Raw genomic sequence first — 21690 nt, 5'->3', positions numbered from 1 at the left:
CAGGGCGCCAGGTGGCGCGCGGCGTTAGTAGCGCACGCGCTCCACTACGCGGCCCCGGCGGTTGACGTGCTGCACGACCACTGGGCGGGTGGGGCGCTGCACCACCACGGGCTGCCGCACCACCACGGGACGCGCCACCACCGGCTGCTGCACTACCACGGGCCTGGGGTAGCGGGCGTAGTGCGTGCGGTACTGCACCCAGGGCTCGCGCCCGCGGTAGTCGCGCAGCACCACCGGATGGAAGCTGTGGGGGTCGTAGCCCGGTACCGCAGCTACCGGCACCCAGCGGCCGTTGCGCTGCACAAGGTAGCGCTGGGCAGCCAGGTCGTAATAACCCCCGATTTCGGGAATGTAGTAGTACTGCACGCCGGCTGGCACGGCCGGACCCCAGGTGGGGTGGCCAAGCTGCACGTTGACGGCAAGTTGGGCGTGGGCGGCGCTGGGAGCAGCAGCGCCCGCGAGGGCTAGGCCAGCGGCCAGCAGCAGGGCTTTAGGTTGCAAGTTCATGGCGGAAAGGGGAGAAAGGTGGAAGAGGTAAGGGTAAGCGGGATGCTTTACCTAAGGCAAACCCGGTGCCGTACCTAGTGCTTAGTGGGCCGCCTGCCCCGTTTTGCGGACCAACCGGCCATTTGTGCCGACCAAGCCTGGCGGGGCCCGAAAAAGCCGCAAAGTGGCCGTGCCGAGCGCGTAGCGGCCCGCCGCCTAGGGCCTTCCGCAGCAAAAAGCCCCGCCGGTGGGCGGGGCTTTTTGCTGCGGGGTGGCAGGCTAGCGGTGGCCGTGTCCCCGGCCGTGGTCGTCGTGCTTATCGTACTTGTACAGCTTCTTAGCCTGGCCGGGGGGCAGACCGTGGGGGTTGCCGTGGGTCTTATAGGTCCAGGGCTCGGCGCCGCGGTAGTCAATGTACTGGGGGTGGAAATTGCGCGGGTCGTAGCCGTCGAGGCGCTCGTAGCGCTCCCAGCGGCCGTTGCGCTGCACGAGGTAGCGGTGGGCCGGGATGTCGTAGTAGGCGTTGGCCTCCGGGATGTAGTAGTACTGCGCATCGGCCGGGGCGCCCACCACCACGGGCGGGGCCGTGTTAATGTTGACGTTAATTTGGGCGTGGGCGGCGCTGGGGGCGGCGGCCCCGGCCAGGGCCAGGCCGGCGGCCAGCAGCAGGGCGTTAGGTTGCAAGTTCATGGCGGAAAGAATCAGGTGAATAAGCCTGATACTCCGAACCTGGCAACTAAGATGCCGCAAGTAGCCTCAAGCATTCGGACGCCCGGATTTTGTGGTTCAACCGGCTAGTTGTCCCGACCAAGCCAGCCAGCATTGGCCCTAGCGGCGCGGTCGGCGCAGCAGGTAGCGGGTGCTATAGGCCTCGCTGGCCGGCAGGTAGGGGGCCGCGTGCACCTCAAACACCTCCCAGCCTTCGGTGGCCAGCTCGTCGAGCTGCTTGGCCAGGCGCTCCTGGTTGTGCTGGTAGGCCCAGGAGTTGCCGGCCTCGGTGAAGCTGTCGTAGGCGTCCAGCGAGGTTTCGCTGGTGGCGTGAAACGACGGCGCCAGCACCATCTTGGCAAATTCGTGCTTAGCCGACTCAATGAAAGTCAGCGTCAGGTATTCGAGCGCCGGCGGCTGATGAAAGGTGGTGGTAGCGAAGGTGCCCTGGGCCGCGGCCGGCAGCGCCCCTAGGGGTAAGAGCAGGGCCGCGCCAAGCAGCGCCCGGCGGCAGCAGGTGGAAAAGGGGAGCATAGCAGTGCAGAGTAAAGGAGGGGACAGCAGCCGAAACTGACTGCACTAATCAGGCACCAATTGTGCCAACGGCGTGTTGCCGCTAGTCGCCCCCGGCGCGGCCGGCCACAAAAAGCGGGCGGAATGCCACCCCCGGCCGGCCGCGCCCGTACTTTTGCTCGTTCCCCTGTATTGCCCCGCATGGCTAAAAAAACGGCTACCGCCCCTGCCGCTCCCGCGCCTAAGAAACCGAAAGCTGCCCCTACCAAACCCACTAAGCTGCGCGCTGACGCGGCCGAAGTGCTGACGGCCACCCCCGCCGACGAGCTGCTGGAAGCCGCCCAGCACCCGGCCCCCGACCTGCACCACGACCTGCCCGTGGGCCGCCAGCCCAGCCCCGACGGCGCCCAGGTAGCCCTAGGGCACCAAATGCCCGACACCCTGCCGCCCACCAGCAACGGTCACCTGCCAGCTGTCAACGGACAACTCCTGGACACGCCCTACATCGAGGTGTACGGCGCCCGCGAGCACAACCTCAAGAACGTGAGCGTGCAGATTCCGCGCGGCAAGCTGGTGGTATTTACGGGTATCTCGGGCTCGGGCAAGAGCAGCCTGGCCTTCGACACGATTTATGCTGAGGGGCAGCGGCGCTACATGGAGACGTTCTCGGCCTACGCCCGCAGCTTCATGGGCGGGCTGGAGCGGCCCAACGTGGATAAGATTGAGGGCCTCTCGCCGGTTATCAGCATCGAGCAGAAGACCACCTCGCGTAACCCACGCTCGACGGTGGGCACCATCACCGAGATTTACGACTTCCTGCGCCTGCTGTATGCGCGCACGGCCGAGGCGTTTAGCTACGCCACCGGCAAGAAGATGATTCGGCAGTCGGACGACCAGATTATCAACTACATCCTTAAGCACTACGAGGGCCGCAAGCTGGTGGTGCTGGCGCCGGTGGTGAAGGGCCGCAAGGGTCACTACCGCGAAGATTTTCAGAAGATTGCCAAGCTCGGTTTCGCCAAGGTGCGGGTCGATGGCGAAATCCTGGACATCACGCCCAAGATGCAGGTGGACCGCTACAAGATTCACGACATCGAAATCGTGATTGACCGGCTGGTGGTGACCGAAACCGACCGCTTCCGCCTCTCGGGCTCGGTGCAAAATGCCCTCACCCACGGCAAGGGTACCATGCTGGTGCTCGACCCCGACGCCAAGAAGAAAGACCCGCAGTTTTTCTCGCGCTTCCTCATGGACCCCGACACCGGCATCGCCTACGACGACCCGGCGCCTAACACGTTCAGCTTCAACTCGCCCTACGGCGCCTGCCCCCACTGCGCGGGCCTCGGCGAGGTGCAGCAGATTACCGAGGAAACCGTCATTCCCGACCCCAAGCTCAGCATCAGCCGCGGCGGCATCGCGCCCCTAGGGGAGTACCGCGACATCTGGATTTTCCAGCAGCTCGCGGGCATCCTCAAGAAGCACAAAGCGGGCCTGAATACCAGTATCGAAAAGCTGCCGCCCGCGCTGCTGCACAGCCTGCTGCACGGCATCAGCCAGGACGAGGCCGACGACGCCAAGGCCGTGCACGACGAGCCGTTTGAGGGCATCATCCCCTTCCTACGCCGGCAGATGGAATCCGACTCAGACAGCATCCGCGACTGGATTCAGCAGTACACCCAGGCCCAGACCTGCCCCGTGTGCGAGGGCTATCGCCTTAAGAAGGAAAGCCTGCACTTCAAGCTGGCCGGCAAGCACATCGGCGAGCTGTCGGTGGTGGACATCAACGAGCTGAGCGACTGGTTTGTAGGCCTGGAAGAGCGCCTGAGCGAGCGCCAGAACCTCATTGCCCGCGAGTTGCTCAAGGAAATCCGCAAGCGCATCGGCTTCCTGCTGGAAGTGGGCCTCGACTACCTCAGCCTGCACCGCTCGGTGCGCACGCTGAGCGGCGGCGAGAGCCAGCGCATTCGCCTCGCCACCCAGATTGGCACCCAGCTCGTGGGCGTGCTCTACATCATGGACGAGCCCAGCATCGGCCTGCACCAGCGCGACAACGAGCGGCTAATCAAGGCCTTGCAGCACCTGCGCGACATCGGCAACTCGGTGATTGTGGTGGAGCACGACAAGGACATGATTCTGCACGCCGACCACGTGCTCGACATCGGCCCAGGGGCCGGCATCCACGGCGGCCACATCGTGGCCGAGGGCACGCCCGAAGCCATCTTCAACTCCGGCTCGCTCACCTCGCAATACCTCAGCGGCCAGCGCCACGTGGAGGTGCGCAAGAAAAAGCGCGAGGGCGAGGGCAAGTTCTTGACCCTGAAAGGCGCCAAGGGCCACAACCTGAAGAACGTCACGGCCAAGTTTCCCCTGGGCAAGCTCATCGCCGTGACCGGCGTGTCGGGCTCGGGCAAGTCGTCGCTCATCCACAACACGCTCTACCCCATTCTTAACCAGCACTTCTTCAACGCCCATCGCGAGCCCCTAGCCTACGGCAGCATCGAGGGTCTGGAGCTGATTGACAAGGTAATAGAGGTCGACCAGTCGCCCATCGGCCGCACCCCGCGTTCGAACCCGGCCACCTACACGGGCGTGTTCACCGAAATCCGCCAGCTCTTCGCCGAGATGGCCGAGGCCAAGATTCGCGGCTACGGCCCCGGCCGCTTCTCGTTCAACGTGAAGGGTGGGCGCTGCGAAACCTGCGAGGGAGCGGGCTTACGGACCATCGAGATGAACTTCCTGCCCGACGTGCACGTGCCCTGCGAAACCTGCAAAGGCCGCCGCTACAACCGCGAAACGCTGGAAGTGCGCTTCAAGGGCAAGTCCATTACCGACGTGCTCGACATGACGGTAGAAAAAGCCGTCGAGTTCTTCGAGTTCCAGCCCCGCATCCTGCGCAAAATCAAGACCCTAGCCGATGTAGGCCTAGGGTATCTGACCCTAGGGCAGCAAGCTACTACCCTCAGCGGCGGCGAGGCCCAGCGCGTGAAGCTGGCCACCGAGCTGAGCAAAAAGGACACCGGCAAGACCTTCTACATCCTCGACGAGCCCACCACCGGCCTGCACTTCGAGGATATCCGCCACCTCGCCGACGTGCTCCACAAGCTCGCCGACAAGGGCAACACCGTCCTCATCATCGAGCATAACCTGGACCTGATAAAAGTAGCTGACCACGTCATCGACATCGGCCCCGAAGGCGGCGCCGGCGGCGGCACCATCGTAGCCCAGGGCACCCCCGAGCAGGTAGCCAAGGCTGGCAAAGGGCATACGGGGCGGTTTTTGGCCGAGGAGCTGAAAACAAGCCAGTACGTGTAGGTGCCTTAACTGAATAGGCGCGTAAGCTAGAAAGCCGGGCCACCTGAGTGGTCCGGCTTCTTTACGCTTCGGCCCTAGGGGTGGCATGCACCTGCACCAGCCGCGCATACGCCGTGCTGAGGCGGTGGTGACGGCGGCCGTGCAGGATGCCCAGCAGCGGAAAAGCCACGGCGGGCACGAGGCGCAGCAGCATGCCTGGCAGAAAGAAGGCGAGTAAAATACTCAGGCCAAAGACCAGCGGCGAGGTAATGGGCCGAAACAGGTCGAGGTCGGGGTGGGCGTGCTCGTGGCCGTGCGTGAGGCCGTGGGTCCGGTGGCGCAGGTAGGCCTGCATGCCGGCCTGCAGGAAGCCGGCCAGCATCACATTGAGGCTATACAACACCCAGGGCGTGCGTAGCTCAAAGTACTCGCTTTGGCAGGCCGTGGTGAAGGGTATCAGCACAATGGCCAGCAGAAAAAGCAGGTTCAGCCAGATGAGCCGGGTATCGAGGCGCCGCACGAAGCGGAAGATGCGGTGATGCGCCACCCAGTAGATAGCAATGACGAAGAAGCTGATAAAGAAGCCAATAAACTTTGGAATCAGGTGCAGTAGGCCATTGGCCGCCGCCTGCTCGGTGCGCTGCTGCAGCTCGGGCACCTTTATCTCAATCACGAGCAGCGTGATGGCAATGGCAAACACCGCGTCGGTAAACAGTATTAGCCGCTCTAGCTGAAACGCGGTGCGGTCGAGGTGGTCGGAGGCCGGGTGATGCGAAGAATCCATACGAGCAAGGAGTAGCTGCCTAGCTAAGGTAGGCGCGGCGGGCGCATGCTCCCAAGTACTTGGCTCAGCCTTACTTAGCGCCCGGTAGGCGTCGAGAGCGATTGGTCGGTCGGCAGCGGGTCGCCGAAAACGGGCGCGCCGTCGGCGGCGAAGGTAAAGGGCTGCATGCGGGGCGAGCGCTCGCGGCCGCAGCCCTGGCCGGGCAGCGAGTTGGCGTGGTACAGAATCCAGTTTTGCTGGCCATTGGGCGAGCTGAAGAAGCTGTTGTGCCCCACGGCGTAGGTGCCTTTCACGTTGGTGGCCGCAAACACGGGCCGCGGCTCTTTGTGCCAGGCGGCGGGGTTCATCAGGTCGGCGCCCGGCGCGGCCCACAGCAGCCCTAGGGCGTAAAAATCGGTCCAGCAGCCATTGGCCGAGTACACGATATTGACCCGCCCGTTGGGGCTGGCCAAAAACTGCGGGCCCTCGTTGACCAGGATGTAGGCTGGCTCGCCGGAACCAAAGCGCGGCAGCAGCCCGTGCTGCTCCCAGGCCAGGCCGGGGTCGGAGATGCGCAGGCGGGGGCCGGTAATCGTCCAGGGGTTGCGCATGCGGGCCAGGTAAATGTCCTGCCGGCCGTTGCGGTCGCCCTCCCAGCCGCTCCAAATGGCATATAGCTGGCCCTGGTACTCAAACACCGACCCGTCGATGGCCCACTTGTTGTCGGGCGTTTTCAGCTCGCCCTTCAGCGTCCACTGGCCAGTGGTGGGGTCGGCGGCGGGGTTCTCAAGCACGTAGAGGCGGTGGTTTTCGTTACGGCCATCGTCGGCGGCGAAGTATACGTACCACTTGCCAGCCAAAAAATGCAGCTCGGGCGCCCAAATGTCTCTGGAATAGGGTCCGTTAGCAGGTGGCGTCCAGATGGTTACCTTCTGAGCTTGGCTCAATTGGGCTAAGTCGGGTGTTTTCCAAAGGCTGAGGTCGCGCCCCGTGGTGTGCATGTAGTAGTAGCTGCCATCGTGGTAGATGGCCCAGGGGTCGGCCCCGCTGGGCAGCAGTGGGTTGGTGAACGTGGCTTGGCCCCAGGTCCGGCCCCCCATTAGCACGCACACAACGAATAACAGGCAAGCGCGCATAAGCAGAACGGAGTTAGGGGTAGAAAAACCAAGCGATAGTTGGCTGGTAAGCCCAAAGACGTCATCGTCTCGGCCCCGTTGCGCCGCGCTTCTTGTGGCCGCACTGCCCAGCGCTGGCCCCTAGGGTACTGCCAGGCCCCCGCGGTTGCCTAGGCAGCTACCGTGCTAAAAACCAGCAATACACTAGGTGTAAGCTATTTATTAGCAATAGATTACCTGCCTGATAGAAGTCGCTTTTCTCGTGGTTGGCCACCCCTGGGCGCCACGCCCACGCAAACCAGTGGAAACCAGTCGGCGCGGGTAGCAGTAAAAAAGGCTGAATTAGCACTTTTGCCCCATGCCTCCCTTCTTCCTGCTTTCGCTGCTCGGGCTGCTGGCTGGCCCCGCGCCCGCGCCCCCCGCGCCCGGCACCCACTACCTCGGCACGTTTTCGAACGGAGCCAAGGGCGACACGCTTAGCTTCGTGCTCGCGCCCGATGGCCAGACTATCAGCGACTTAAAATTTAAGGGCTACTGGCGCTGCGGCGGTACGCTGGTGCCGCTGCCGGCTGGCGGCCCTAGGGGCACCTACACCGTGGCCAGCGGCCGCATCGCGGGCCGCCTGTGCCAGGAGGGTGGCAACTGCTTCGAGCTGAGCGGCCGCGTGGCGGGCGCGGCGGCCAACGGCAAGCTGCGCCTCACCAACCGCGCCCAGCGCTGCGACTCAAATGAACTGGTCTGGTCGGCCGTGGCTACCAAGCCCACCAAATAACCGGCGACGCGCTCGGTACCCAGCGCCTAGGCCCCCGTGGGCCCAAAACGCTCGGTCAGGATGCGCTCGGGCGGCAGGCCAGCGGCTTGCAGACCATTGGCCACGGCTTCTACCAGGCCCGTGGGCCCGCACACGAAGGCCTGCGGCGCGGCCTGGCCAAACCGGGCCACTACCTCGGCCAGCAGCGGCGCATCGAGGCGGCGCTGGTAGCCCGTCCAGCCGGGCGGCGCCTGGCGCGTGTAGTCGAGCAGTAGCGTGAAGCTGGGGTCAGCCTGCGCCATCGCCTCCAACTCGGCGCGGTAAATAACCTCCTTGGGCGTGCGCACGCTAAACAGCAGGATGGCGGGCGGGCGCGGCCCTAGGCGCTGGCGGTGGCGCAGCATAGCCATCAGCGGCACCACGCCCGAGCCGCCGCCCACCAGCAGCAGGGGCGGGGCATCGGGCGCGCCGGGCCACACGAAGTAGCCGCCGATGGGCCCGCGCACCTCCAGCTGGTCGCCCACTTGCACGCCCTCGTTGAGGTAGCCCGACACCTCGCCGTCGGCGATAATCTCGACCGTTAGCTCAATTTCGCCGGTTTGCTCGGGCGGCGAAGCGATGGAGTAGCTGCGCTCGGCCTGGTAGCCGCCCTCGGCCGTGAGACGCAGGTCGTAGTGCTGGCCAGCCAGGTGGGGCGTCCAGTTGGGCAGGCTGAGGGTGAAGGACTTGACGTGGGGCGTTTCGGGCTTAATGGCCTGCACGGTGGCGAGTTGCCAGTCGCGGGCACTCATAGGCGCAGGGCCGAGGGGCTGGCCATGGGCTCGTCGTCGTCCGAGTAGCGCTGCTCCTTCCACGGGTCGCCGTACATGCTGTAGCCGGCGCGCTCCCAAAAGCCGGGCTCGTCTTGGGCCGTGAAGCGCAGGCCCTGCACCCACTTGGCGCTCTTCCAGAAGTAGAGGTGCGGCACTACCAGCCGGGCCGGGCCGCCGTGCTCGGCCGCCAGCGGCTGGCCATCGAAGTAGAGGCCCACAAAGGCTTTGCCGTCGCGCAGGTCGGCCAGGGGCAGGTTGGTGGTGTAGCCACCATAGCTGAACTCGGTCACGAACTGCGCTTCGGGCTTCAGCTGCACGTGCTCCAGCAGGGTATCCACGCTCACGCCGCGCCAGTGAGTATCAAACTTCGACCACTTCGTCACGCAGTGAATGTCGGGGTTGAAGTCCTGCATGGGCAGCTTGTTAAACTCCTCCCAGCTCCATTTCACGGGCTCTGCCACCAGGCCTTCGAGCCGAAACTCCCAGTTGGCCAGGTTGATGCGCGGCGTAGGCCCGGCCGTGAGCACCGGAAAATCGGTGGTTTCGTACTGGCCCGGCGGCAGCTTGGGGTTGCTGGGGTGCTTGGGCCGGAAGCCGCGGTTGGTGAAGAGACCCATGAGGCTAATGGTTAGCGGTTAATGTGTAGTGAGTAATAACGAAAGGCCCCTAAAGGTTGTTGATGGGCCTAGGGCAAGGTGTAGATAAGTAGCTCGTACGCAGTTGCTACGTAGTAATCACTACACACTAACCGTTAATCACTAGTACCTTACTCGTACACGAATTGAATTTCCTGCTTGATTTCCGGGTTCAGGCTCAGGGCTACGGGGCAGGTGTGCGCGGTGCGCTCCATCAGGGCGCGGTCGCGCTCGCCGAGGCTGGCGGGCAGGTGTAGCTCTACACGGAGCTGCGCAATGCGGCGCGGCGGCTCCGGGCTCATCGTTTTTTCCATCTTGAACGAGGCACCCACCAGGTCTACCTGGTGGCGCTCGGCCACGATGGCCATGGTAGTTAAGATGCAGGTACCGAGGGCCGTACCTACCAGGTCGGTAGGCGAAAACGCCTCGCCCCGGCCGTGGTTGTCCACGGGGGCATCGGTTTGGATGGTAGTACCCGAAGCCGTGTGCGTAGCTTCGGTGCGGAGCTGCCCCTCGTAGCGGGCAGTAGCGGTGGTGTGGGAAGCGCTCATATCACAAAGCTATCAGTTCTGCGTTGTTAGGTGCGCGCTCACAAAAAAGCCACGCTCAGCGGATATTTTTGGTTTTCTATGAAAAAGCTACTTTACCTAGCTTCTGTTTTAGGTAGCAGCCTGCTAGCCACCGCGCCGGCCCTGGCCCAAGCCAACCAGACGCCCCCGCCCACCGGCCCTACCTTCGAGGCGCCCGCCGGGGCCATGCCCTCCGACGAGCAATCGTACCGCCGCGAGGTGGTGTTCGGCCTCAACTTCAACACCCAGGGCGGCCTCATTGGGGGCGTCAACGTGCGCGTGGCCAGCGTGCTCGACGAGCACTTGCTGCGCTTTTGGAGCCTGGAGGGGGTGTCGTTTAAAAACCCTAAGGAGGAGCGCGTGACCAACCCCTACACCGGCGGCACCTACACGCGCTACAAAACCAACTACGCCCTAGCCCTGCGCCCCTCGTTTGGGGTGCAGCGCATTCTGTTTCGCAAGGCGGCCGAGTCGGGGGTGCAGGTGAACGCCCTGCTGAGCGCGGGCCCGTCCATCGCCTTTCTGATGCCTTACTACATCAGCTTCGACTACGATGCGCAGCGCCGCCGTCAGTTTGGGGCCAGCGATATTATTATAAACGAGCAGTATGACCCCAGCAAGCACGCCGAGTCGGACTTCATCGTGGACCGCGCCCCGCTCTTCAGCGGCATTGGCCAAACCAAGATTGTGCCCGGCGCCCACCTGCGCGGCGGCCTCAGCTTCGAGTATGGCCGCTACCGCGACGCCGTGGCCGGCGCCGAGGTAGGCTTCCTGATGGAAGTATACACCAAGCGCCTCGACGTGCTGGCTCCCCCGGCTCCCACCGACCCCAATACGCTCAACAAACAGTTCTACCCCTCGGTGTACCTAACGCTGTACCTGGGCCACCGCAGCTAATGCTTAATTTTGAATTATGAATTAGAAATTATGAATTGAGCGCAGTGGCATACTTAATTCCTACTTCCCGGTTTATCAATTCGTAATTCATAACTTATAATTCATAATTCATCAAGATGGATTCGTTATTGCTTACGCTTCCCGTTATTCAGGCGCAGCCCCAGACGGCGGCCCTAGCCCCCGCCGAGCCGGCCGCGCCCGCCCGCGCCCGTAAGCCCGACTGGCTGCGCGTGAAACTGCCCATCGGGCCCGACTACGCTGCCGTGCGCCAGCTGGTGGACGAGCACAAGCTGCACACCATCTGCCAGAGCGGCAACTGCCCCAACATGGGCGAGTGCTGGGGTGCCGGCACGGCCACGTTCATGATTCTGGGCAACGTGTGCACCCGCTCGTGCTCGTTCTGCGCCGTGGCCACCGGCCGTCCCTCCGAGTTGGACCTGGATGAGCCGCGCCGCGTGGCCGAGGCCATCAGCCTGATGAAGGTGAAGCACGCCGTTATCACCAGCGTGAACCGCGACGAGCTGAAGGACCGCGGCGCCGGCGTGTGGCGAGATACAGTGGTGCTTACCAAGCAGTTGAGCCCCGGCACCACCATCGAAACCCTGATACCCGACGTGAAAGCCAACTGGGAGGCGCTGGAGGTCATGACCTCGGGCGGCCAGGAGGTGATTTCGCACAACATGGAAACCGTGGGCAGCCTCTACCGCCTGGTGCGCCCGCAGGCCAAGTACGACCGCAGCCTGGAGCAAATCCGGCGCACCAAGCTGGCCGGGCACCGCACCAAGTCGGGCATTATGCTGGGCCTGGGCGAGAAGCCCGACGAGGTACACCAGGCTATGGACGACCTCGTGGCCAACGGCCTCGACATCCTGACCCTAGGGCAGTACCTGCAGCCCACCAAGCGCCACCTCGAAGTAGCCGAGTTCATCCACCCTGACGCGTTCGCGGCCTATAAGGAGGAGGGTTTGAAGCGCGGCCTCAAGTACGTGGAAAGCGGCCCGCTAGTGCGCAGCAGCTACCACGCCGAGCGCCACGTCAACGTGCCGATATAGTGCTGCATCGTGGGCTCTGTGAGTCCGCACGGGTAAGGAAGCAGACGGCTCTGTGCGTAGACTCGCCGTACCCGCAGTACAAACAAAAAGCCCCGCTGAGCAGCGGGGCTTCTTTGCTGATAGGGGGCCTAGGACTTAGCGGTAGGCAGCCTGCTGGCGGGGGCTGTCGGTGGGCGGGTAGTTACCCATCACGCTATTCACGATGCGGAAGGTTTCCTGCTCCGAGATGCTGTTGTTATCAAGTTGGGCCTGGCCGGTGCCACGCCAGGCTAACTCCTTGCGGCGGGCATCTACGATGTCGATGATAACCGTACCGGCTTTGTAGGTGTAGCTGCCACCGCCATAGGGGTAGCCGCCAAAACCACCGTAGCCGTACCCGTAGTAGGGGTAGCCGAAGCCGCCATAGCCGGGCGAGAGGTTCTGCTTGTTCTCAACGCGTACCGAGTAGGCCACAAACACGTCGGGGCTGGCATTGCTGGCTACCTCGGTCAGGCCTTTCGACTCCAGATCTTTGCTGAGGGCCGCGCGAATACGCTGGTCGGTGAACGACTCGTAGCCGCGGGCGGGGCCGCCCTCGGTGTCGCTGGCCTGGCGCGGATACCAAGCCCAGGTTTTGTAAGCGCGGAAGTTTACGGCGTGGTCAAAATCGCTCGATACACCCACGTTAGCGGTCGTGCAGGCACCCAGCCCTAGGGCCAGCGTAAGGCCCAGAGCCGCGGCGGCAGCCGAGCGGCCCAGGAAATGATTGATGCGGTTCATATGGCTTTAAATGAGTGGTTTCAGGAAGGTAAATTGCTAACGTTGGCAGCTTAGGCAATGTTCCTTTTTTTAGTAGGCAAGCCGACTATTTGCCCGATTGCCTCGACTAGCAAATCCTAGGGTTAGACCGGGGCAAAAGGCAGCGGTTTAACGCGTAGAAAGCGGACAAATTGCGGGCCAACAACGTGCTGGCACAATGCTAAAAGGCGGTCATGCTGAGCTTGCCGAAGCATCTCTACCGAACAACATGGCGCGGTAGAGATGCTTCGGCAAGCTCAGCATGACCGCCTTTTTACAGGGGCGCTGACCCTAGGGCTGCTTAGGCCGCTTAATATGATGGGCCTTTGTCCGTCGCTACCAGCTGCTCGGGCTCATCGGCGTACTCTTCCAGCGGGGTGCAGGAGCAAATGAGGTTGCGGTCGCCGTAGGCCGAGTCGATGCGGCTCACGCTGGGCCAGAACTTGGCGTCGCGCACGTAGGGCAGCGGGTACACGGCCTGCTCGCGGGTGTAGGGGCGGTCCCAGGCTTCGGTGAGCACCACGGCGGCGGTGTGCGGGGCGTGCTTGAGCACGTTGTTCTTTTGGTCGGCGCGGCCGTCTTCCACGGCGGCGATTTCCTGGCGGATGGCAATCATAGCGTCGCAGAAGCGGTCGAGCTCGGCGCGGCTCTCGCTTTCGGTGGGCTCCACCATCAGGGTGCCGGCCACGGGGAAGCTCACAGTGGGGGCGTGGAAGCCGTAGTCCATGAGGCGCTTGGCGATATCCTCGACCTCTACGCCGGCTTTCTTGAACTGGCGGCAGTCGAGAATCATCTCGTGGGCGCAGCGGCCGTTGGCGCCGGCATAGAGCACCGGGTAGTGCCCATCGAGGCGGGCCTTGATGTAATTGGCGTTCAAGATGGCTAGCTCCGTAGCGCGCGTCAGGCCGTCGCCGCCCATCATCGAGATGTAGGCGTAGCTGATGGGCAGGATACTGGCCGAGCCCCAAGGCGCGGCCGATACGGCGCCGCTGGCGCGGCCCTCTACCGGCACCACCACGTGGCCGGGCAGGTAGGGAATAAGGTCCTCTACTACGCCGATGGGACCCACGCCGGGGCCGCCGCCGCCGTGCGGGATGCAGAAGGTCTTGTGCAGGTTGAGGTGGCACACGTCGGCGCCGATGCTGGCGGGCGAGGTGAGGCCCACTTGGGCGTTCATGTTGGCGCCGTCCATGTACACGCGGCCGCCGTGCTGGTGGATTACCGCGCAGATTTCCTTGATGGTTTCCTCGTACACGCCGTGGGTGCTGGGGTAGGTCACCATCAGGCAGCTCAGGTGGTCGGCATGCTGGGCGGCCTTGGTCTTGAGGTCCTCCACGTCGATGTTGCCGTCCTCGGTGCTCTTTACCACCACTACCTGCATGCCGGCCATCACGGCCGAGGCGGGATTGGTGCCGTGGGCCGAGGCCGGGATGAGGGCCACCGTGCGGTGCCCCTCGCCGCGGCCCTCGTGGTAGCCGCGGATGGCCAGCAGACCGGCGTACTCGCCCTGGGCGCCCGAGTTGGGCTGCAGGCTCACCGCCGCGAAGCCAGTGACTTGGCACAGCCAGGCTTGCAGGTTGCGGAATAGCTCCTGGTACCCTAGGGTCTGGTCGGCGGGGGCAAAGGGGTGGAGCTGGCCGATTTCGGGCCAGGTCACGGGAATCATCTCGGCCGTGGCGTTGAGCTTCATGGTGCACGAGCCCAGCGGTATCATGCTGTGGGCCAGGCTCAGGTCCTTGTTTTCGAGCTGCTTCATGTAGCGCAGCAGCTCGTGCTCGGCGTGGTGGGTGTTGAAGACGGGGTGGGTCAGGTACTCGCTGCGGCGGTGCAGGCTCTCGGGCCACTTGGGGGCGTAGTCGGCCGTGGCCTCGGGGGCGGCGGGCGTCTGCTCCTCCTTGCCCAGCACCTTGGCAAACAGGTCGAGGATGTCCTGCACGTCGTCGGCTTCGGTGTTCTGGCTCAGCGAGATGCCTACCATATTCTCGCCGTAGTAGCGGAAGTTAATGCCAGCGCTTTCGGCCTCGGCCTTCAGCGCCTGCTGTAGCTCGTGGCTTTCCAGGCGCAGGGCCAGGGTATCGAAGTAGCTCTCGTTGAGCTGCGGCACCCCTAGGGCCTTCAGGCCGGCTTCGAGCTGCTGGGCCAGCAGGTGGGTGTTCACGGCAAACTGGCGGATGCCCTTCGGGCCGTGGTACACGGCAAACATGCCGGCCAGCACGCTCAGCAGCACCTGGGCGGTGCAGATGTTGCTGGTGGCTTTCTCGCGGCGGATGTGCTGCTCGCGGGTTTGCAGGGCCATGCGGTAGGCCTTATTGCCGGCCGCGTCGATGCTCTGGCCGATGATGCGGCCGGGCAGGAAGCGCTTGAACTCGTCCTTGGTGGAGAAGAAGCCGGCGTGCGGCCCCCCGAAGCCCATCGGCACCCCGAAGCGCTGCGACGAGCCCACGCACACGTCGGCGCCCAGCTCGCCGGGCGAAGTCAACAAGGTGAGGGCCAGCAAATCGGCGGCCATTATTACGTACAAGCCATTCTGGTGGGCCTGCTCGATAAACTCCTTGTAGTCAAAGATTTCGCCATCGGCCCCTGGGTACTGCACCATGGCCCCGAACAGCGCCGGGTCGGCGAGGTCGGCCGTGCGGTGGTCGCCCACCACCAGCTCGATGCCGAGCGGGGTGGCGCGGGTGCGCAGCACGTCGATGGTCTGGGGCAGCACCTGCTCACTCACGAAGAACTTGGTGGCGGGCTTCTTCTTGGTTTGGGCGTGCAGCATGTGCAGCGCCTCGGCGGCGGCTGTGCCCTCGTCGAGCAAACTGGCGTTGGCAATGGGCAGGCCGGTGAGGTCGATGATGAGCGTCTGGTAGTTAATCAGCGCTTCCAGGCGGCCCTGGGCGATTTCGGCCTGGTAGGGGGTGTAGGCGGTGTACCAGCCGGGATTTTCCAGAATATTGCGCTGGATAACCGGGGGCAGCGTGGTATCGTGATACCCTAGGCCGATGTAGCTCTTGTACACCTTGTTCTGGCCCGTGAGCTGCTTGAAGCTGCGCAGGAAGCGCCGCTCGCTCTGGGCCGGGGGCAGCTGCAGGGCCTCCGGCAGCCGGATGCCGGCGGGCACCGTCTCGGCAATTAGCTGCTCCAGGCTCTCCACCCCGATGGTTTGCAGCATCTGCTGCTGGTCGGCGGGGTCGGGAGCATTGTGGCGGGTTTCAAATACGTCGGCGGGCGCGAAACGAAACGACATAAACTAGTAGAAAAGGATGGCTACAAATCCGGTAACAAAGGTACGCCCGGCCGGGTGCGGGGCGGGTGCTAGTTTTGGCTCGCTTACCGTTGCCGCCGGAATAAAAAGGCGGTCATGCTGAGCGCAGCCGAAGCATCTCTACCGCGCGATACCCGGACGACTGCGGTAGAGATGCTTCGGCTACGCTCAGCATGACGTTCTTTTACAATCTCCTCTCCCTCCATGCCCACCCCTCTGCTCATCGGCCTGCTGCGCGAAGGCCGCACCCCGCCCGACCGCCGCGTGGCCCTCACCCCCAAAAAGTGCGTGGAGCTGCAGGATGCCTACCCCGGTGGCATCCGGGTGCGGGTGCAGCCCAGCCCCCACCGCGCCTTTGCCGACCAGGAGTACCGCGACCTGGGCCTGGAGGTAAGCGACGACATGGCCGCCTGCGACGTGCTGCTGGGCGTGAAGGAAGTGCCCGTGCAGGAGCTGATTCCGAGCAAAACCTACCTGTTTTTCTCCCACACCATCAAGCAGCAGCCGCGCAACCGGGCGCTGCTGCGGACGGTGCTCGACCAGGACCTTACGCTGATTGACTACGAGCTGCTGACCAATGCCCAGGGCGAGCGGGTGGTGGCCTTTGGCTACTGGGCCGGCGTGGTGGGCGCCTACAACGGCCTGCTCACCTACGGCCGCAAGCATGGCCTCTACCAGCTGCGGCCGGCCTGGCAGTGCGTCGATTTGGAGGACATGGAGGAGGAGTTCTTCAAGGTGCGCCGCCTGCCGCCCATCAAAATTGCCGTTACGGGCTCGGGCCGCGTGGCCCAGGGCGCCCTAGAGGTGCTGGGCCGCATGGGCATCCGCCGCGTGAGCGTCTACGACTACCTCTACCTCACGTTCAACGAGCCGGTGTACGCCCAACTGCGTAGCTCCGACTACAACCGCCGCGCCGACGGCCGGGTCTGGGACACGCCCAATTTCCACCAGGAGCCTAGGGCCTACGAAAGCACCTTCGGCCAGTTTCTGCCCGTCACCGACCTGCTCATTGCCTGCGCCTACTGGGACCCCGCCGCCCCTAGGCTTTTTACGGAAGCCGATACGCAGCGCCCTGACTTTAAGCTCGATACCATCGCCGACGTCACCTGCGACGTGGATGGCTCCATCCCGCTTACCCAGCGCAGTACCACCATTGAAGCCCCGGCTTTCGACTACGACCCGGCCAGCAGGCAGCTTGTAGCGCCCTACTCGGGCCTAGGGCACATCACCGTCATGGCCGTGGATAACCTGCCCTGCGAGCTGCCCCGCAACGCTAGCCGCGACTTCGCCCGCCAGCTGCTCGACGAAGTGTTTCCGCACCTGCTCGGCGGCGACCCGGACGGGGTGCTGGCCCGCGCCACCATCGCCCGCAGCGGCCAGCTACAGCCACGCTTCCAGTACCTGGCCAGCTACGCGGGGGCCTAGGGGCAGCGCGCTCGGCAGCAACGTAAAGGAAGCGGGCTCCCAAACCTAGTTTGAGAGCCCGCCGAAACGATAGCTTAATGCTTATAAATAACTATGGCTTAGTAGATTGAGAGCCGGCCGCGCTGGCTTTAATATCGAGCGCCGGGGCGGGCACGGCCGAAATAGTGCCGGCTGCGCTCACGCGCTTGAGGACGCCGTGGCCGGTATCGGCTACGTACACGGTGCCGGCCGCATCCACGGCCAGGCCCGAGGGGTAGCTGAGGCCCTCGGCCAGGGTAGCCACCCGCCCGGTGGGGCTGATAGTGAGCACCCGATGGTGGTAAGAATCAGCCACGTACAGCACGCCATCGGTGCCCACGGCCAGGCCGTGGGGCTGGTCGAGCGCCAGGCCCTGGGCGGCCACGCTGGTTTGGCCGGTAGGCGTTAGCTGAAGGATGGTATTGGTGGTGCTTTCGGCTACGTACACCGTGCCATCGGCCCCTAGGGCCAGGCCACTGGGCTTATGCAGGTTTTTGGCCACCACCTCGGCCTGGCCCGCGGGACTGATTTTCTGCACCGAGCCCCCGGCGCCTGCGCCCGCATCGGCTACGTAGAGCGTGCCGTCGGGGGTCACTGCCACGGCGCTCGGAAAGGTGAAGCCGCGGCCCGTGAGCTTGTCGGCGGCGGTGGCGGCAGGCGCCAGGCGCCACACCGCGCGGCTGCCCGCGTCGGCCACGTAAAGGGTGCCGTCGAGACCTAGGGCCACGCCGGTGGGATACTTTAGGTTGGCGCTGAGCACGGTGGTGATTTCGCCCGCCGGTGATATCTTTTTCACCACGCTGTTATCGGTGTCTACCACGTAGAGCGAGCCGTCGCGCCCGAGAGCCACGCCGTCGGGGTAGCCAAATTCAGCCTGGACGGCGGGCGCGGGCCGGTGCTGGGGCGCCGGGTGGCTAGGGGCTAAGTGGGAGGCAGGACCTCCGCTCAGCAGCCACAGGAGAGTAAAAGGGAGAGTCACAGCGCGAGTATAGCTAAAAGCAAATGCTTATTCCCTAAGCGAATACGCTGGCTAAGATAAATAAGGTTCTATTGATTGCCAAATTAATTCTATTGGCTGGCTTGGTAGCAACCAAAAAAAGGCTGAATGAATCCAATTGCTAGCCCAACCACTGCCCGACCTTTACCTACATGAACCTTCGCACCCGCGCCACTACGCCCGAGCTGATGGACGACCTAAGCCTGGCTACTGAGGAGCTGCGCCAAAACCTGGATGAGCTGGAAACTATCAATACCTGGCTCGGTGGCTACCGCCCGGTGCTGGCGGCGCTAGCCCGGCTGCGCCCGCGCTTTCCGGCGGGCCGGCCCTTGCGCCTGGCCGACCTGGGCAGCGGCGGCGGCGATACCCTGCGCCACGTGGCCCGCTGGGTTCGCCGCCAGCACCAGCCCGCCCAGCTGGTGGGCATCGATGCCAACGCCTTTATGCTGCGCTACGCCGCTGCCAAAAGCCAGGCCTACCCCGAAATCAGCTACCAGCAGCTTGACATTTTCGGCACCGAATTTGCCAGCCAGCCCTACGATGTACTCACCGCCAGCCTCTTTTGCCACCACTTCACCGATGCCGAGCTGGTGCCGCTGCTGCGCCGCTGGCAGCAGCAGGCTAGGGTAGCCGTTGTCATCAACGACCTGCACCGGCATTGGCTGGCTTACCACAGCATTCGGCTCTTAACCAAGCTTCTAGGGGGTTCGCGCCTGGTGCAGCACGATGCGCCCTTGTCGGTCGCCCGCGCCTTTTCACGGGCCGACTGGCGGCGCTTGCTGGCGGCGGCGGGCATCAGGCACTACTCACTGCGCTGGTGCTGGGCTTTCCGCTGGCAGCTGGTGCTGGCGGGCGCGGCAAATGCCCCTTGAACTTTCACTTAAAATTAACTAAATATAACAATTTTAAGCCTGTAAACCACCTGAGGGTAAAAATGATGCATTAGCTTTGTAAAGTCTTTTTACAAGAAAAAAGTAAAAAAATAATATTATTTTAAAAGAACTCGCATCTGCTTAACCGCACCGCCCAGCAGGCACGTTTAACATTCACTTTCCTTCTATCCCACCCGACTTATTATGAATTCACTGTACGCGCTTTTATTCTACCACCCACCCCAGCGGCTGCTGGCGGCCCGGCGCGGCTTGGTCCTGCTGTGGTGGGGAGTTTTGTTGCTGGGGGCAACGGCGGCGGCCGCGCAGGCACCAGTGGGCACACCGGGCTTGCGGGCCGATTATTACCGGGGCTATTTCAACGACGCGCTGTCTTTCTTCCAGCAGCCGGCCGCCATCGTGAATCGCCCCGTCGACCAGCTTAACTTTCCGCAGGCCGAAACGGATAATTTTAAGGTGGGCGCCATCGCAGTCTACAACGCGCCGGGCAATCCCGACGAGTTCAGCGGCTACTTCCAGGGGCAGCTTTACGTGCTGACGCCGGGGCAATACAGCTTTTACCTGGGCTCGGATGATGCCGCCTACCTCTGGCTGGATGCCGGTCCGCAGGCTTTGGCGAGCAACAAGGGCGACCAGCAGGGCTTCCGCGAAGCAGTGGGCACCTGCACCCTTACTGCCGGCCTGCACACGCTGCGCGTAGCCTACGGGGAGCACGGCGGCAGCCAGGGCCTGGTGCTGCAATACAGCGGCCCCAACTTGCCTAAGCAACTCATTCCCAACGGAGTGCTTTATAGCCAGACCGGCGCCATCCAGCCCACGCTCAGTGAGCTGGAGCTGACGCCTGACCAGCAGCGGGTCCAGGTGCGCTGGAACGTAGTAGCCGAATACAACTGCGAGGCCTACGTGGTGCAGCGCTCTACCGACGGGGTGGTGTTCGAAACCGTGCAGCGCCAGGCCTGCGTGGGCGGGGGCCCGCACACCTACGAGTTTCTGGATGCTAAGCCCGCCCTTGGCCAAAACTACTACCGCCTCGAACAGCTGCGCAGCGACCGCTCGCCGGTGTACTCGCCCATGCTGGCCGTGGAAGTGAAGCCAACCCCCTTCGTGCTCAGCCTGTACCCGGTGCCCAACAATGGTACCTTTTACTTGCAGGTGCCGCCGCTGGGACCTGGCAGCATGGGCCAGCTCAAGATAGTGGACATTGCGGGGCACCTGGTTTTTCAGCAGTCGCTAAACCTGGAGGATGGCCAGCCGCACTTCATCAAGCCGGGGCTGGCAGTGGGCATCTACCGCTTGTTTCTCAGCACCGAGCGCGGCACCTACAGCCGCAAGTTGTCGCTGGACTACTAGGGTACTTAACGCAGCTAAGCAAAGGTTGCGGCTTGCTCCGGGCCTAGGGCTGCTGGGCTAGGCAAGGCTACCACCTCCAGCAGCATAGCCTCCAGCGTCAGCCCCGGCCCGAAGGCGCAGCTAAGCACCGGCGCGCCGTGGTCGGCGGGGGTGGCGTGGGCCAGCAGCTCGCGCAGCACAAAAAGCACCGTGGCCGACGACATGTTGCCGTAGTCGCGCAGCACCCGGTAGGCGTGGCGGTTGTCGTGGGCCGAGAGGCCTAGGGCCTTTTCGATGGCTTCCAGAATCTTACGGCCGCCGGGGTGCAGCGCGAAGTGGCGAATGGCTTCGGCCTCTATTGGCAGCTCGTGCAGCAGCCGCGCAACCAAGGCCCCAATGCCCCCCTCGATGAGCGCCGGCACGTAGCCCGAGAGCGTCATCTCGAAGCCAAAGTCGCCGATGTGCCAGGCCATGTCGGCCAGGCCCGCCGGCTCGAGGCCGCAGTGGAAGGCGCGCAGCGCTAGGCTAGGCTGCGGGCCCGGCAGGGGCTCGCCCAGCACCAGCGCGGCCGCCGCCCCGTCGCCAAATAAGGCGTTGCTTACTAGGTGGTCGGGCTCAGGGCTTTTCTGGAAGTGCAGGGTGCACAGCTCCACGCTCACCACCAGCACCCGCGCCGCCGGGTCGGCCCGCACCAGGCTATCGGCCAGGCGCAGGGCGTTTACGGCCGCGTAGCAGCCCATAAAGTTGATGCAGGTGCGCCGCACGCTCGGCGCTAGCCCTAGGGCCTGCACCAGCTCAATATCTAGCCCCGGCGCGTACATGCCCGTGCAGCTCACGGTAAGCAGGTGCGTAAGGCTGGCCGCTTCTATGCCCGGCGCCTGCCCTAGGGTGTCGCGCACGGCCGCCAGGGCCAGGGGCAGGGCCTCGCGCCGGTAGGCCGCCAGGCGCGAAGCCACGCGCGGAAAAGGCTCCAGACCGGGCGTATTAGGAAAAAACTCAAACTCGCCCGTTGCCCGGCCGTAGTCGGGCAGCACCGAGTGGCGGTGCTCGATGCCCGACACCCGGTAGAGGGCCCGCAGCTTGCGTGTGGCGGCCTCGTCTAGCTCGAGGGCCCGCGCCATAAACCCAGCAATAACCGGCTGGGCCAGGCGGTGGGGCGGAACGGCGGTGCCAATGGCACCCAGGTAGCTAGGCATGAGAAAAAGAAGGACCCTAGGCCAGCGCAGGCGTCTAGGGCTTGGGCCAATCTACGCAAAGGCGCGGCCGGTAGCAGTCGGGCCCGCCCCAAGTTTTCGGCTGGGGCGGGCCGGGTAGCTGCATGTATTGCTAGTATGATGCTGGTTAATAGCTAAATGGCTCCAGGGCTGGCCGGACCCTAGGGGCACAGATAGCGCAAATTTTACACTTGT

General features: G+C 63.9%; 19 protein-coding genes. 7 read left to right on the top strand and 12 right to left on the bottom strand.

The annotated features are described in order from the left end of the window. Positions 1-24 precede the first annotated feature (24 nt). From HHL22_RS16725 to HHL22_RS16715, 3 genes are all read right to left on the bottom strand, one after another. Positions 25-507, bottom strand: coding sequence for a hypothetical protein (locus HHL22_RS16725; RefSeq protein ID WP_169532562.1), 483 nt, complete (start codon positions 505-507; stop codon positions 25-27). A 258-nt stretch (positions 508-765) separates the two neighbouring features. Then, the gene (locus HHL22_RS16720; protein WP_169532561.1) at positions 766-1176 is read right to left on the bottom strand and encodes a hypothetical protein; all 411 of its coding nucleotides are present in this window, start codon (positions 1174-1176) and stop codon (positions 766-768) included. 138 nt (positions 1177-1314) lie between these two features. Further along, complete coding sequence (locus HHL22_RS16715; protein ID WP_169532560.1) at positions 1315-1728, bottom strand: hypothetical protein; 414 nt, start codon at positions 1726-1728, stop codon at positions 1315-1317. A gap of 408 nt (positions 1729-2136) precedes the next feature. Here HHL22_RS16715 and uvrA point away from each other — a divergent pair, with 408 nt between their 5' ends. Next, positions 2137-5019: an excinuclease ABC subunit UvrA gene (gene uvrA / locus HHL22_RS16710; protein ID WP_169533492.1), complete on the top strand. Its 2883-nt coding sequence runs from the start codon at positions 2137-2139 to the stop codon at positions 5017-5019. A 61-nt stretch (positions 5020-5080) separates the two neighbouring features. On the opposite strand, the gene HHL22_RS16705 is transcribed toward uvrA, so the two are convergent. Both HHL22_RS16705 and HHL22_RS16700 read right to left on the bottom strand, forming a co-directional pair. Next, on the bottom strand, positions 5081-5782 hold the full coding sequence (locus HHL22_RS16705; protein WP_169532559.1) for a TMEM175 family protein: 702 nt from the start codon (positions 5780-5782) through the stop codon (positions 5081-5083). Positions 5783-5856: 74 nt separating this feature from the next. Further along, positions 5857-6897 carry a glycoside hydrolase family 43 protein gene (locus tag HHL22_RS16700; RefSeq protein WP_169532558.1) on the bottom strand — a complete coding sequence of 347 codons (1041 nt, stop codon included), beginning with the start codon at positions 6895-6897 and terminating at the stop codon, positions 5857-5859. Positions 6898-7234: 337 nt separating this feature from the next. Between HHL22_RS16700 and HHL22_RS16695 the strand changes: the two genes are divergently transcribed. Then, positions 7235-7648 carry a hypothetical protein gene (locus HHL22_RS16695; protein WP_169532557.1) on the top strand — a complete coding sequence of 138 codons (414 nt, stop codon included), beginning with the start codon at positions 7235-7237 and terminating at the stop codon, positions 7646-7648. A gap of 26 nt (positions 7649-7674) precedes the next feature. Here HHL22_RS16695 and HHL22_RS16690 read toward each other — a convergent pair whose 3' ends face one another. From HHL22_RS16690 to HHL22_RS16680, 3 genes are all read right to left on the bottom strand, one after another. Continuing rightward, positions 7675-8418 carry a ferredoxin reductase gene (locus HHL22_RS16690; protein WP_169532556.1) on the bottom strand — a complete coding sequence of 248 codons (744 nt, stop codon included), beginning with the start codon at positions 8416-8418 and terminating at the stop codon, positions 7675-7677. Next, the gene (locus tag HHL22_RS16685) at positions 8415-9056 is read right to left on the bottom strand and encodes a sulfite oxidase-like oxidoreductase (protein ID WP_169532555.1); all 642 of its coding nucleotides are present in this window, start codon (positions 9054-9056) and stop codon (positions 8415-8417) included. Before HHL22_RS16685 ends, HHL22_RS16690 begins: the two co-directional genes overlap by 4 nt. Positions 9057-9205: 149 nt before the next feature. Then, on the bottom strand, positions 9206-9625 hold the full coding sequence (locus tag HHL22_RS16680; protein WP_169532554.1) for an OsmC family protein: 420 nt from the start codon (positions 9623-9625) through the stop codon (positions 9206-9208). A gap of 78 nt (positions 9626-9703) precedes the next feature. On the opposite strand from HHL22_RS16680, the gene HHL22_RS16675 reads away from it, so the two are divergent. Together HHL22_RS16675 and lipA are read left to right on the top strand one after the other, a co-directional pair. Next, entirely contained in the window at positions 9704-10540 is an 837-nt protein-coding gene (locus HHL22_RS16675) for a hypothetical protein (RefSeq protein ID WP_169532553.1), read from the top strand. A gap of 116 nt (positions 10541-10656) precedes the next feature. Next, positions 10657-11592, top strand: coding sequence for a lipoyl synthase (gene lipA, locus HHL22_RS16670; RefSeq protein WP_169532552.1), 936 nt, complete (start codon positions 10657-10659; stop codon positions 11590-11592). A gap of 135 nt (positions 11593-11727) precedes the next feature. Here the strand turns inward: lipA and HHL22_RS16665 are convergent, their stop codons facing one another. Both HHL22_RS16665 and gcvP read right to left on the bottom strand, forming a co-directional pair. Then, positions 11728-12351 (bottom strand): DUF4136 domain-containing protein, encoded by a 624-nt coding sequence (locus tag HHL22_RS16665; RefSeq protein WP_169532551.1) that lies wholly within the window; start codon positions 12349-12351, stop codon positions 11728-11730. Positions 12352-12679: 328 nt separating this feature from the next. Next, on the bottom strand, positions 12680-15604 hold the full coding sequence (gene gcvP / locus HHL22_RS16660; RefSeq protein WP_169532550.1) for an aminomethyl-transferring glycine dehydrogenase: 2925 nt from the start codon (positions 15602-15604) through the stop codon (positions 12680-12682). 222 nt (positions 15605-15826) lie between these two features. Here gcvP and HHL22_RS16655 point away from each other — a divergent pair, with 222 nt between their 5' ends. After that, positions 15827-17047 (top strand): NAD(P)-dependent oxidoreductase, encoded by a 1221-nt coding sequence (locus tag HHL22_RS16655; protein WP_169532549.1) that lies wholly within the window; start codon positions 15827-15829, stop codon positions 17045-17047. A 91-nt stretch (positions 17048-17138) separates the two neighbouring features. Here HHL22_RS16655 and HHL22_RS16650 read toward each other — a convergent pair whose 3' ends face one another. Continuing rightward, entirely contained in the window at positions 17139-18044 is a 906-nt protein-coding gene (locus HHL22_RS16650; RefSeq protein WP_169532548.1) for an NHL repeat-containing protein, read from the bottom strand. Between the two features lie 170 nt (positions 18045-18214). On the opposite strand from HHL22_RS16650, the gene HHL22_RS16645 reads away from it, so the two are divergent. Both HHL22_RS16645 and HHL22_RS16640 read left to right on the top strand, forming a co-directional pair. Further along, positions 18215-18934, top strand: a complete 720-nt coding sequence (locus HHL22_RS16645) for a methyltransferase domain-containing protein (protein ID WP_241738163.1) — start codon at positions 18215-18217, stop codon at positions 18932-18934. Between the two features lie 204 nt (positions 18935-19138). Further along, positions 19139-20302, top strand: a complete 1164-nt coding sequence (locus HHL22_RS16640) for a PA14 domain-containing protein (protein WP_169532547.1) — start codon at positions 19139-19141, stop codon at positions 20300-20302. Between the two features lie 14 nt (positions 20303-20316). On the opposite strand, the gene HHL22_RS16635 is transcribed toward HHL22_RS16640, so the two are convergent. Further along, the gene (locus HHL22_RS16635) at positions 20317-21477 is read right to left on the bottom strand and encodes a type III polyketide synthase (RefSeq protein WP_169532546.1); all 1161 of its coding nucleotides are present in this window, start codon (positions 21475-21477) and stop codon (positions 20317-20319) included. Between the last annotated feature and the right edge of the window lie 213 nt (positions 21478-21690).

It is taken from the genome of Hymenobacter polaris, from assembly GCF_012927305.1.
In the GTDB taxonomy this organism is placed as follows: domain Bacteria; phylum Bacteroidota; class Bacteroidia; order Cytophagales; family Hymenobacteraceae; genus Hymenobacter; species Hymenobacter polaris.
Note: the sequence above shows the minus strand (reverse complement) of the source record. Positions and strands in the feature narration are given on the sequence as shown.

Coding starts and splice junctions, on each gene's coding strand:
- HHL22_RS16720 (WP_169532561.1), bottom strand. CDS start 1,176: ATGAACTTGCAACCTAACGCCCTGCTGCTGGCCGCCGGCCTGGCCCTG.
- HHL22_RS16715 (WP_169532560.1), bottom strand. CDS start 1,728: ATGCTCCCCTTTTCCACCTGCTGCCGCCGGGCGCTGCTTGGCGCGGCC.
- gcvP (WP_169532550.1), bottom strand. CDS start 15,604: ATGTCGTTTCGTTTCGCGCCCGCCGACGTATTTGAAACCCGCCACAAT.
- HHL22_RS16690 (WP_169532556.1), bottom strand. CDS start 8,418: ATGAGTGCCCGCGACTGGCAACTCGCCACCGTGCAGGCCATTAAGCCC.
- HHL22_RS16645 (WP_241738163.1), top strand. CDS start 18,215: ATGAACCTTCGCACCCGCGCCACTACGCCCGAGCTGATGGACGACCTA.
- HHL22_RS16685 (WP_169532555.1), bottom strand. CDS start 9,056: ATGGGTCTCTTCACCAACCGCGGCTTCCGGCCCAAGCACCCCAGCAAC.
- HHL22_RS16665 (WP_169532551.1), bottom strand. CDS start 12,351: ATGAACCGCATCAATCATTTCCTGGGCCGCTCGGCTGCCGCCGCGGCT.
- HHL22_RS16700 (WP_169532558.1), bottom strand. CDS start 6,897: ATGCGCGCTTGCCTGTTATTCGTTGTGTGCGTGCTAATGGGGGGCCGG.
- HHL22_RS16680 (WP_169532554.1), bottom strand. CDS start 9,625: ATGAGCGCTTCCCACACCACCGCTACTGCCCGCTACGAGGGGCAGCTC.
- HHL22_RS16705 (WP_169532559.1), bottom strand. CDS start 5,782: ATGGATTCTTCGCATCACCCGGCCTCCGACCACCTCGACCGCACCGCG.
- HHL22_RS16725 (WP_169532562.1), bottom strand. CDS start 507: ATGAACTTGCAACCTAAAGCCCTGCTGCTGGCCGCTGGCCTAGCCCTC.
- HHL22_RS16655 (WP_169532549.1), top strand. CDS start 15,827: ATGCCCACCCCTCTGCTCATCGGCCTGCTGCGCGAAGGCCGCACCCCG.
- lipA (WP_169532552.1), top strand. CDS start 10,657: ATGGATTCGTTATTGCTTACGCTTCCCGTTATTCAGGCGCAGCCCCAG.
- HHL22_RS16695 (WP_169532557.1), top strand. CDS start 7,235: ATGCCTCCCTTCTTCCTGCTTTCGCTGCTCGGGCTGCTGGCTGGCCCC.
- uvrA (WP_169533492.1), top strand. CDS start 2,137: ATGCCCGACACCCTGCCGCCCACCAGCAACGGTCACCTGCCAGCTGTC.
- HHL22_RS16635 (WP_169532546.1), bottom strand. CDS start 21,477: ATGCCTAGCTACCTGGGTGCCATTGGCACCGCCGTTCCGCCCCACCGC.
- HHL22_RS16675 (WP_169532553.1), top strand. CDS start 9,704: ATGAAAAAGCTACTTTACCTAGCTTCTGTTTTAGGTAGCAGCCTGCTA.
- HHL22_RS16640 (WP_169532547.1), top strand. CDS start 19,139: ATGAATTCACTGTACGCGCTTTTATTCTACCACCCACCCCAGCGGCTG.